Raw genomic sequence first — 11,316 nt, 5'->3', positions numbered from 1 at the left:
CGTATCGCTTTCTTCTTTGGGCCATCTTGAACACCTTTCGCTCTTAACTAGGTGTCCAATTCATCATACCCACTCCAGCGTAGCTTTTATTTAAGCCGTCCAAGTTTTGGGGTGCAGTTCATTGTCCGCTTTCCGGGGGCTTTTTGTTGTTGCGCGCATCCACGCACATATTCAAAACCTCTCGCACAGATAAAATCAGATTTCCGATTGCCTGACAGCTCTATATGACTCTGTTTTTGGGTACATTGTTGTCCCGATATTGAGCTTGGGGGATATATGAAAGATGAGACGATGGGCCAAGAGGATGCGGCCCAAGATGCAGAAGCGTGTGCCGAGGCCCTGGAGAGCCTAGACCAGATCGCGCTGACCGAGATTGCGTTTGACGATTCGAGCGTTGATGTGCGGGATGAGCCGGAAATCGAGGCGCAGCCCGATGATCAGGATGCAAAAGACGATGGTGCCGCGCCCACCGAAGACGGGGCGGGGCACGAGGATTCCGAATGCGAGGCCGACGACCAGCCCGAATCTGACACGAGCGAGGAAACCATCTTGCTCGACAACTTGCCGGCCGAAGATTCGCTGACCCGCGAGCTCCCTGGCTTAGGCTCTGCGCCTGCCGTGGACGAGACCATCGCCATGGGCGATATTCCCCTGCCGTCCGTTCCCTCGGCACGCGAGGCCGAGGTTCGCCATCGCAAAATGTCGCCCAAGCGCCGCAATCTGATGGTTGCCGGCGTCGTAGCCGTCGCGCTTGTTGCCGGCGGCGCAGGCTATGCTGCCTGGAACGGATATCAACAAGAGCAGGCTGCCGTGCTTGCCGCAAACGCCCATACCATGATGTCGGTGCAGATTGGCGTGCATGCCGCGGGCCTCGACTGCTCAACTGGCTCAAAGATTCCCGTGCAGGTGAGCGGACAAGATTCCGACGGTTCTTCCGTGAGCGAAACGCTCTACGTTGACGAGCACGGCCGCGGCATCAAACTGCTGCCCGGCGATTACACGCTCTCCATCGCTGCCTCCCCCATCGCGGCCGACGGCACCATCTATACCGTCCCGACCACCAAGACGCAGGTCACCGTTAAGAGCGATGGACAGGATTTAAGTGCCCAGGCCACCTTTAAGCTCAAAGTGCCTTCGGCCGACACGGTGACTGACGACCAGATCGATGCCGCCGCCAAGTATGCCGAGGAGGGCGGTGCGAGCTCCGCCGCGGCTGCCAAAGTGCTCCAGCAGGCAGCAACCGCGCGGCGCGACGCCGCCGTCAATGCCGTGAGCGCGCAAAAGGCACAGGCGTCCCGTGATGCTGACGCTCGCCACAAGGCAACCGACCTCTACCAGCTCGATATTCCCGTCGAGTGGTACGGCAAGGTCGCAACTTGGCAAAACGGAAGCACGCTATGCATCTATCTGGGCGACGACGCCAATACGCCGCTCGTGACGCTCGTCGCGGTGCGCGAGGGCGAGAGCTTTACGCCCGATGAAGGCGATACGGTTTTGGGCGCGGCCAATCTAGGCAACGGTTATACCGTCTACGCCAGCGGCCCCGTCTATCCGTACGTGGTGCCCCAGACCATCAACGGACGGACGCAGAACCCCGTGTCAACCTACCCCATGGACACGGCCATTGAGCTTGTCGAGCTTACGACCGGCAACCGCTACACCTATAGCCAGATCAAGAACGTACTGGTCGGCAAAGACGGCAAAGCCGACGCCGCGACCAAACTCGAGACCGACTACCTCGCCCAGATTCTCCTGCCGAGTATCAAAGCCCAGGACTAGCCTGGCGCAGCAAGGTGCTCCCCAACCGTGATGAGGGAGCCAGGAGGTCCTGACCCCACAGGTCCATAGATGATTAGGCAAGGAGCCACTTCCATGCGGGCACAACGTGGACCACACCGTGCTCGCATGAAATATCGGTCTGTTCATCCATGGTAACGATTGCCGACTCGCCAAGATCGAACTGGGCCATCGAGGCATCAAGCGCGGCAATTTCGCGCTCGCGCGTTTTCTCACTTGCCATATCCGCACTCACCTGAATCAGGCTATAAGCCCGCATGAGAAGCGCGTCCCCAGCCACAAAGTCTACCTCATGGCTTTTGCTCTTCTCTTTGATTAGCAGGCGGCAGACCGAGCCGGTCCTCACCGCGGGAGTCCTTCTTCTTAGCGCATTGAACACTGCGGTCTCGAGCCTCTGGCCCTGGTCCAATGCCGATGCGGGAGAGAATGCTCCAAACATCGCAGGGTCGACAGCGTAGACCTTAGACGCAGACCGCATGTTATTTGCCAGTGAACGCGTGAACTCCGGCACAGAAAATAACAGGTAGGCGTCCTCATAATACTCAAGTAAATCGCTGAGCGAATTACGACTGACGGGTATCTGTCTGCTCTTGAACTCGTTGTACACTTTGTTCACTGACAGCTCTCGTCCCGAAGATGCCATACACCGCGTCAAGAACAGCGATGCCAGGCGAGGGTTCTTGACGTCGTAACGTTCAACGACGTCCATGGCGACCGTTCGCGAAGCATATTCCTGTAGCAGCTGAATCGCGTCTGCAGGCGTCTGCTCAAGTGTCGCGATGAATCCCCCTTGTTCAAGATACCCGATCAGATGATGTCGAAGCAGCGCTGCATCGCTCGGGGAAAAGGTCGCATCTAGCTCAGGGACGCTCCCCGTCTTATATCGAACGTATTCCGAAAAACTCAACGGAAAAAGCTCTCGCACAAGAGAACGACCCCTGAACTCGCTCTTAAGTTCTGAGGACAGCATCTTAGAAGAAGATCCCGTCACATAGACGGTCGCTTTCTCCGTATCGACTACACGCCGCAGAAACGCACCCCATTCGGGAATTTCCTGGATCTCGTCAAAGAAAATGTAAGCGCCCTCGGTTCGAGCAACAGGATACAGTGCATAGAACGTGTCGAGCACGTCCGCCAGCAGCGATGGCTCATACGGGCGCAAGCGCTCATCCTCAAAATTGAAGTAAAGCATCCGGTCAAGCTCGACGCCCCGGCTCTGAAGCCGCCGCATCTCCTGATACAGGCGATACGTCTTTCCACAACGGCGGGCCCCCACAATCACATTTACGATGTTGTCGCGCTTTGGCTCCTGTGGGTTTCCCAGATCAAGGTCTCGCTCAAAGACCTGCGGAACCCCCTGCTGTTCAAAGTCCTTTATTTTCTGGGCGATCAAGTCGTTGAATGCCATGATTCTCCAATCTTGCTCTCTAGCTAATCAAAATTATACTGATTCTTGATTAGCTAGAGAGCAAGATTGTGTGTAGTTTGATTAGCACTTAAGCAAGTTTTATCACCGTTATTGCTCCGAAGGATATCGAGTGGCTAAGAGGACAACCGAGCTCGAATGCGACTCCCCGAGCAGTCAATTTGGGACGGGGCTTTTTTGACTACCCTCCCCCTGTAGAAAAATCCCTAACGCAGTTGCGGTGAAATAGGGACTGTTTTTGCTGGTCAAACCGCAAAACAGTCCCTATTTCACCGCAACTTATTGGTGGCCTTTTGGGTGGCACTCAGCGCCACGGGTCGGCTTCGAACATTGGCTCGCGCTCGGGGCGACGGTCGCTGTAGGGATCGTAACCGTCATCGTCCTCGTTCTCGGCGCGAATGTAGGGGTCGCGCGGCTTGGGCGCCGGTTTGGACGTGGGCTTGGGCGCCGGCGCACTTGTTTTGATCTCGTCTTTCATCTGCATATCTCCTTGCCATGTACTCATGCTCAACATCAACGATTGTCGCACGAAAAAGGGCGGCGGACCCAATTGGATCCGCCGCCCTTGGCATTTAGAGACGGCTGGCAGATTTTAAGGCATGGCCCAAAATCTACTCGGCGTCGGGAACCTCGTAGGTGGCCGCCGGCGTGTTGTCGCACACAACGGTAAAGCCGCCGTCCTTGTCGACATCGACCGTCACCTGATCGCCCTCGCGCACCGTGCCGTCGATGATGGCGGCGGCGATGGCATCCACGACCTCGCGCTGCACCAAACGCTTGAGCGGACGGGCGCCAAAGACCGGGTCCAGGCCGCCCACAGCAAGCATCTGCTTGGCCGCCGGGGTAATAGCAAGCGTCATGCGCTCCTTAGCCAGACGCGCGCGGACATCGGCGAGCTGAATATCGACGATCTTTTCGATCTGCGCCATGCCGAGCGGATGGAACATCACGATATCGTCGATACGGTTGAGAAACTCGGGACGGAAGGTCTGAGCCATGGCCGCGTCGACCTGATGACGCATCTCCTCCTCGTCCTTGCCCGAAAGCTCGGCGATAGCCTTAGAGCCCACGTTGCTCGTCATGATGATAATCGTGTTCTTGAAGGACACCTGGCGACCCTGGCCGTCGGTCAGACGGCCGTCATCGAGCACCTGCAACAGCACGTTGAATACATCCGGGTGAGCCTTCTCCATCTCGTCGAGCAAGATCACGGAATACGGACGACGGCGCACGGCCTCGGTAAGCTGGCCGCCCTCGTCGTATCCCACGTATCCCGGAGGCGCACCGATCAGACGCTGGACGCTGAACTTCTCCATATACTCGGACATGTCGATACGCACGAGCGCGCGCTCGTCATCGAACAGGCACTCGGCCAGCGCCTTGGCGAGCTCGGTCTTGCCCACGCCGGTGGGGCCCAGGAAGAAGAAGCTGCCGATGGGCTTGTCCGGATCGGAGAGGCCCGCACGGCTGCGGCGCACGGCCGCGGCAACGGCGGAGACGGCCTCATCCTGACCGATGACGCGCTTATGCAGCTCGCCCTCCAGGCCCTTGAGCTTGTCGAGCTCGCCCTGCATCATCTTGGACACGGGCACGCCGGTCCAGGCGCTCACGACCTCGGCGATCTCATCGGAGGTCACCTGCTCGTTGAGGCCCTCGCCGTCCTGCTGCTTTTGCGCCTCGAGCGCGGCCTCGGAATCCTGAATCTGCTGCTGCAGGCCCGGAATCACGGAGTAGCGCAGCTCGGACGCACGACCCAAATCGCCGTTGCGCGTCGCACGCTCCTCTTCGCTCTTGGCCTCGTCGAGCTGTCCCTTGAGCTCTTGCACGTGGTCGATGGCGTTCTTCTGGTTGAGCCAGCCAGCCTTTTGCACGTTGAGTTTTTCCTGGACCTCGGCGATTTCCTGGCGCAGGGCTTCCAGGCGCTCCTTGGAGGCGTCGTCGGTCTCCTTCATGAGCGCCTGCTCCTCGATCTGCAGCTGGGTGAGCTGACGCGTGGTGGCATCGATCTCGACCGGCATGCTATCGAGCTCCATGCGCAGGCGGCTTGCCGCCTCATCGACCAAGTCGATGGCTTTGTCTGGCAGGAAGCGGTCGGCGATGTAGCGATCGGAGAGGTCGGCAGCCGCCACGAGCGCGCTATCGGTGATATGCACGCCGTGGAAGATCTCGTACTTCTCCTTCAGGCCACGCAGAATCGAAATGGTGTCCTCGACGGAGGGCTCGGAGACCATCACGGTCTGGAAACGACGGGCGAGCGCCGCGTCCTTCTCGATGTACTTGCGGTATTCGTCAAGCGTAGTCGCGCCGATCGCGTGCAGGTCGCCACGGGCGAGCGCCGGCTTGAGGATGTTGCCGGCGTCCATGGAGCCCTCGGTGGCACCCGCGCCCACGATGGTGTGGAGCTCATCGATGAACAGGATGACCTTGCCTTCGGATTTTTGCACTTCTTTGAGCACGGCCTTTAAGCGGTCCTCGAACTCACCACGGTACTTGGCGCCGGCGACCAACGCGCTCATGTCGAGCTCGATGAGGTCGCGGTCGCGCAGGGTGCTCGGCACGTCGCCGGCCACGATACGTTGGGCGATGCCCTCGACGATGGCCGTCTTGCCGACGCCCGGCTCGCCGATGAGCACGGGGTTGTTCTTGGTGCGACGGGACAGGACCTGGATGGTACGGCGAATCTCGTCGGTACGGCCGATGACCGGGTCGAGCTTACCGGCGCGGGCAAGGTCGCAGATATTGCGGCCGTACTGCTCCAGCGCCTCAAACTGGGTCTTGTCCTCGGCAGACGTCACGCGGTCATCGCCGCGCAGCTCCTCGTAGACTTGCTCGATGCGCTCCTTGGTGACGCCGGCATCGCGCAGAACGCGGCCGGCCTCGCCCTTGTCCTCGGCAAGTGCCATGAGCAGATGCTCGGTCACCACAAAGCTGTCGCCCATCTTGGTGGCCTTCTTCTCGGCCTTTTCGATGACGCGAACGAGCTCGTTGGACAGGCCCATCTGCTGACCCTCGCCCGAAACCTTGGGCGCGCGGTCGATGGCATCCTGCGTGGAACGCGCAAGCTGAGCCGGGTCGGCGCCGATGCGCTCGATGATCACGGAGATATTGCGCTCGCCGGCACCGAGCAGGGCGGACAGCAGGTGAATCGGCTCCACCGCGCCGGCCTGCGCGTCGGCAGCCGTGCTCATGGCGGTCTGCAGCGCCTCGCGCGACGTCATTGCTAGCTTATCGATTCTCATGGAATCACCTCTCTTGGGGTGGCCGCCCTACGGGGCGGCTTCACGTTGTTCGAGAAGTATTGTTGCCAGCTTTGTACGATCTTATACATAAATCTAAGTCCCTATATATAAGATTTTCTGAGTGATTGAAAGATAGGGAACAGGTGCGCTCACCCGCTACGGCCTCGTCCCCTTACTATCTCAATCTGTAACATCTAGCGGCTGTTTATGGCTCTAGATGTTACAGATTGAGATGAAATGACCAGCGGCACCCGTTTATCTAAATCTGTAACATCTAGTCAGCAAATAGAGCTCTATCTGTTACAAATCGAGACGAACAGAAAACACCCGGATCAAAAATCTAAATCTGTAACACCAGACCCACTTTTAGCGGCCAAGATGTTACAGATCGAGACAAACCGAGAACTACTACAAAGGGGACGGGTACCTTTGTGGTGGTTGCAGTCTCTATTTACTTGCCGAACCCGTACTTCCCGATTCGACGGTCCAGGGCATCTCATCCTCGAACAGCCATGTACGGGCAGACCCACTATCGCGTGCAGTCTGCGGGTCGGGCAAGCAGGTCTGTTTATAGGCATCTTGGATACACTGGCCCATAAAATCGTTGAGCTCGGTCTGGTCGCCCTCCATGACATAGGCGACATCGTCGTCCATGATGTAGATGCCCGGACCCTCATTGCCCTCGTAGCCCGGATCGTACGAGACATCACATAACTTTGCGCCGTTTGCAGTGTCCAGCTCGATGGAAGAGTGGCATCCGCCAACCATGTCGTTCGCTTTTGCCCGATAGGACGCATATCCATACCAGCGCTTAAAGGTTTTGCCCTTGAGCAGCTCGGACGCCCTGTCGATCAGACTAGAATCCGTGGTATAGCGCATAGCCCCAAGCTGAATAAGTGGATAATTACTAATGCCCAGCGCAGCCGGCTGCTCATCAAAATCAACGGTAATGGTCTCGGGCTTGGCAGCGCCGGTCAGAAGTTCGACAGATTGAGTCACAGGCTTGACCACCGGCTCCGTCACCGCAGCAGGTAGAAACGCCATGCCGACAGCGCCCGCGCCAACCACAGCGATCGCAAGCGCCAAGACAATCAATCCAATACGGGCAGAACGGCTCACGGCAAAACACCCCACAATGCAAACCCGCGCCATGTGCCCTAATGATACCTCCAGCTAACACTATCACCAAAAGAAGCCGTCCACTCCCCACCACCACAAAGGGGACAGGCACCTTTGTGGTGGTTTTCGACGCTAACGGTCGACCATCTCGCGCCATGAGATTAAACTTGAATTGTTCTCTGAACATATCCATTTCTGCCTATCCTCAACAGATCTTTGTCTCGAGGAGCGCATATGAAGCCGTCTCATTCCACCGGTCGCAACGTCATCGCCATTCTCGCCATACCCATCGTGATGCTCTTCCTTATCGTCATCACGCCCTTTTCTTTTGGTATCGCCTCGCCCTTCGATCTTTGCGGGATGATCGACGCCGGCTCGCGTGCCACCTCGCTCTCCTTTGTCTGCCGTGGCGTGTTCTACGAATATGCAATTCCCACCGGAAGTTGGCAGTCCAAGTTACCGTTGCTCGGCAAGGTCGACGGATGCTCCCCCTATTTCTGCCTTGAACCTCAGACGATGAATTATTTGATCGACGACCAGCCCCTCGACTCCATCACCCTCGCCTACGACTACGCACCAAACACCGATGAGCGCCACATGAACCAAGTCCTCGACAAGATGCTTGGACAGTGCGGGCTCACCGAGGAGGCCGGTCGAACCATCTATAGCAACCAGCAATTAAAGCGAACAGAACTCCGCCGTGTCGGAAAAATCAAAGGGCGAAACGGGGCTGCCTACTGGCAGGCCTGGGCGACACGCGACAAGAGCGAATTCGGGCACAGCACCTATACGGTCACCGTCTACACCAAAGATGGAATCAAGGACGATGTTGACGATTTCGCGTCATCCAAACTCGGCATCCCCAAAACAACCAAACCCGCCAGCCCGGATGAAATCCTGTAGGGACGCTCATTAACATACCGCTCAACGATCACAACAACATCGAGCTCGTTCCCCACCGCCACAAAGGTGCCTGTCCCCTTTGTGGCGGTTTTCGACAAAAAAGAAGCCGCCCCGATAACAGAGGCGGCATCAAGCAAGTCTATTTATTAGCGTCCCTCAAGACCCAACGAGAACGCAGAAATGTAGCCCGAGGCTTACCCTTTCCCGAACGCGACCCTCGCGAAGCGCGTGAGCGGGCGGGAAAGGGTAAGCCCGGGCGGACAATTAAGTGCGTTACTCGGCAGCGGCCTTGAACTTGTTGTAGTTGATCAGGCAGCCGGCCTTGACGATGGCACGCTCCTCGGCCGTCATATCGGCAATGTAGAGCTCAATCTGCTCGACCGCACCGTCGGCACGCACCACGTAGGCGGCGATGTCCTTCAGGTCGCCATCGAGCGCGGCACGGATACCCGGCACGAAGACGTAATCGCCCACCTCAAAGTTGGGCTCGGCCTCCATCTGGAAGGGCACCATGCCCCAGTTCATCACGTTGGAGCGATAGCGCTTGGTGGCGTACTCGTGGACGATGTTGGCCAAGCCGCCAATCACGCGCTGACAGCTCGCGGCCTGCTCGCGGGCAGAACCGTCACCGGGCTTCTTGGCATAGAGCATAGAGCCGTACTCGGTCGTTTTGACATCGGCAGCGACACCCGCGCCGGCCAGTGCCTCAAAAACACCGGCAAGTTCGGCATCGAGCGCCGCCAGGTCGCTCGCGGCCTCGCCGGCCACGCGACGCTTCTCCACGGCGTCGACCTCCTTGGAACGACCGACGTAGGCCGGATCGCGGCGGCTGAGCGTAAACTCGGCCAGACCCAGCGGGTTGGAGCGGAAGGAGCTCGTCTCGCCCGAGGGAATGAGCTCGTCGGTCGTGGTGACCGGGTCCATGATCTTGGAGCACACCTTGAGCAGGATGTCGTCGCCGAGGGGCTCCATCGCGGGCCACGGCTTGATGTTGGGGCCTTCGACCAGCTCGTCGGCAGGCTCCGCCTTGCCAAAGCCCCAGTACACGCGCTTCTTGTACGGCGCATCGTCAAAGGTGTACTCGCAGGCCTCGTCCCAAGTGTCTTCGGGCAGGTCGGTCGCCGACGTCAGGACGCCGCCGTTGGCAGCTGTCGCCGCAATGGAGCGGGCATCCATCAGGGCCACGGCGCTCAGCTGGCCATTACCCGGCTTGGAACCCTCGCGGTTGGGGAAATTGCGCGTGGTGTGGCGGATGGACAGGCCGTTGTTGGCAGGCGTGTCGCCGGCGCCGAAGCACGGGCCGCAGAACGCCGTGCGAACGATCGCACCGGCCTCCATGAGGTCGTAGATATAGCCGCGGCGCGTAAGCTCGAGTGCCACGGGCTGGCTCGTGGGATAGACCGACAGCGAGAACTCGCCGCAGCCGGTGTTGGCACCCTTGAGCACGCGAGCAGCCTGGACCACGGAATCGTAATTGCCGCCCGAGCAGCCGGCGATGACGCCCTGCTGCACGTGCAGCTTACCGTCGACGATCTTGTCGAGCAGGCTAAAGTGCGTCTTGCCCTCGCCAATCTTGGCGGCCTCGAGCTCGACCTCATGCAGGATGTCCTCGAGGTTCTCGTTGAGCTCGTCGATCTCAAAGCCGTTGGAAGGATGGAACGGCAGCGCGATCATGGGCTTGATGCTCGACAGGTCGACCTCGACGCAACCGTCATAGTAGGCGACATCGGCGGGCTTGAGCTCGCGGTAGTCGTCGCCGCGGCCGTGCATGGTCAGGAATGCGTGCGTGTCCTCGTCGGTGGCCCAGATGCTCGACAGGCAGGTGGTCTCGGTAGTCATGACGTCGACGCCGTTGCGGTAGTCAGTCGTCATGCTCGCGATGCCGGGGCCCACAAACTCCATGACCTTGTTCTTAACGTAGCCCTTGGCAAAGACGGCACGGATGATGGCGAGCGCCACGTCGTGCGGGCCGACGCCGGGGCGCGGGGCGCCCGTGAGGTAGATGGCGACAACGCCGGGATAGACGACATCGTAGGTGTCACGCAGCAGCTGCTTGGCCAGCTCCCCGCCGCCCTCGCCCACGGCCATGGTGCCCAGGGCGCCGTAGCGGGTGTGCGAGTCGGAGCCCAAGATCATCTTGCCGCAGCCGGCAAAGTTCTCACGCATAAAGGAGTGGATGACGGCGATGTGCGGCGGAACGAAGATGCCGCCGTACTTTTTGGCAGCCGAGAGACCGAAGACGTGGTCGTCCTCGTTGATGGTACCGCCCACAGCACACAGCGAGTTGTGGCAGTTGGTGAGCACGTAGGGCAGCGGGAACTGCTCCATGCCCGAGGCGCGCGCCGTCTGGATGATGCCGACAAAGGTGATGTCGTGGCTCGCCATGGCGTCGAAGCGAATCTTGAGCGCCTCGGGGTCGCCGGATGTGTTGTGTGCCTGAAGGATCGAATACGCGATGGTGCCACGCTTGGCATCCTCGGGCGTCTGCGTAATACCGCGCTCGGCAGCCTCGGCCGCGGGCACGACCTCGCTGCCACCGCGCAGGTAGATGCCGTCCTCGTACAGCTTAACCATACTGTCTCCCACTCTGCCCAAGAGATTTGGGCGCATAGCATACATTCATTCAATATCGTGCCATAGAACAGTTGCGAGTGGGTTACGAATCTACACGTTCACTTTATCTAGGTAAAGTAAAGGACGAGCCCCTTGCATCACTCTCTTGACAAGGAGTGTCCCAAAGTGCCGGCACAAAAGGAACGTCCATTACAGTCGAAATTGTCAGCCTGGGACCATCTCGGGCTACGATTGAGGCGCGCCCAGAACGGGCCGCCG

The 11,316-nt window shown here is 59.1% G+C and carries 7 protein-coding genes; 2 read left to right on the top strand and 5 right to left on the bottom strand.

The features are described from left to right. Nucleotides 1-276: 276 nt before the first annotated feature. Entirely contained in the window at nucleotides 277-1,779 is a 1,503-nt protein-coding gene (locus I4W07_RS08865; RefSeq protein ID WP_196026399.1) for a hypothetical protein, read from the top strand. 73 nt (nucleotides 1,780-1,852) lie between these two features. Here I4W07_RS08865 and I4W07_RS08860 read toward each other — a convergent pair whose 3' ends face one another. The 4 genes from I4W07_RS08860 to I4W07_RS08845 form a co-directional block, all read right to left on the bottom strand. Then, nucleotides 1,853-3,205 carry an ATP-binding protein gene (locus I4W07_RS08860; protein ID WP_196026398.1) on the bottom strand — a complete coding sequence of 451 codons (1,353 nt, stop codon included), beginning with the start codon at nucleotides 3,203-3,205 and terminating at the stop codon, nucleotides 1,853-1,855. A 322-nt stretch (nucleotides 3,206-3,527) separates the two neighbouring features. Continuing rightward, a complete protein-coding gene (locus tag I4W07_RS08855; protein ID WP_229025616.1) occupies nucleotides 3,528-3,701 on the bottom strand; it encodes a hypothetical protein in 174 nt (57 codons plus the stop codon). A 133-nt stretch (nucleotides 3,702-3,834) separates the two neighbouring features. Next, complete coding sequence (clpB, locus tag I4W07_RS08850; RefSeq protein ID WP_196026397.1) at nucleotides 3,835-6,462, bottom strand: ATP-dependent chaperone ClpB; 2,628 nt, start codon at nucleotides 6,460-6,462, stop codon at nucleotides 3,835-3,837. Between the two features lie 447 nt (nucleotides 6,463-6,909). Next, complete coding sequence (locus I4W07_RS08845) at nucleotides 6,910-7,581, bottom strand: hypothetical protein (RefSeq protein WP_196026396.1); 672 nt, start codon at nucleotides 7,579-7,581, stop codon at nucleotides 6,910-6,912. Nucleotides 7,582-7,815: 234 nt separating this feature from the next. On the opposite strand from I4W07_RS08845, the gene I4W07_RS08840 reads away from it, so the two are divergent. Continuing rightward, a complete protein-coding gene (locus I4W07_RS08840; RefSeq protein ID WP_195246719.1) occupies nucleotides 7,816-8,484 on the top strand; it encodes a hypothetical protein in 669 nt (222 codons plus the stop codon). A 273-nt stretch (nucleotides 8,485-8,757) separates the two neighbouring features. Here the strand turns inward: I4W07_RS08840 and I4W07_RS08835 are convergent, their stop codons facing one another. After that, complete coding sequence (locus I4W07_RS08835; protein WP_196026395.1) at nucleotides 8,758-11,058, bottom strand: hydratase; 2,301 nt, start codon at nucleotides 11,056-11,058, stop codon at nucleotides 8,758-8,760. Nucleotides 11,059-11,316 lie beyond the last annotated feature (258 nt).

The organism is Collinsella aerofaciens, from assembly GCF_015670745.1.
GTDB lineage: Bacteria > Actinomycetota > Coriobacteriia > Coriobacteriales > Coriobacteriaceae > Collinsella > Collinsella aerofaciens_T.
Note: the sequence above shows the minus strand (reverse complement) of the source record. Positions and strands in the feature narration are given on the sequence as shown.

Bases quoted from the DNA above. Each gene is read 5' to 3' on its own strand.
- I4W07_RS08855 (WP_229025616.1), bottom strand. From the start codon at position 3,701: ATGAAAGACGAGATCAAAACAAGTGCGCCGGCGCCCAAGCCCACGTCC.
- I4W07_RS08860 (WP_196026398.1), bottom strand. From the start codon at position 3,205: ATGGCATTCAACGACTTGATCGCCCAGAAAATAAAGGACTTTGAACAG.
- I4W07_RS08840 (WP_195246719.1), top strand. From the start codon at position 7,816: ATGAAGCCGTCTCATTCCACCGGTCGCAACGTCATCGCCATTCTCGCC.
- I4W07_RS08865 (WP_196026399.1), top strand. From the start codon at position 277: ATGAAAGATGAGACGATGGGCCAAGAGGATGCGGCCCAAGATGCAGAA.
- I4W07_RS08835 (WP_196026395.1), bottom strand. From the start codon at position 11,058: ATGGTTAAGCTGTACGAGGACGGCATCTACCTGCGCGGTGGCAGCGAG.
- clpB (WP_196026397.1), bottom strand. From the start codon at position 6,462: ATGAGAATCGATAAGCTAGCAATGACGTCGCGCGAGGCGCTGCAGACC.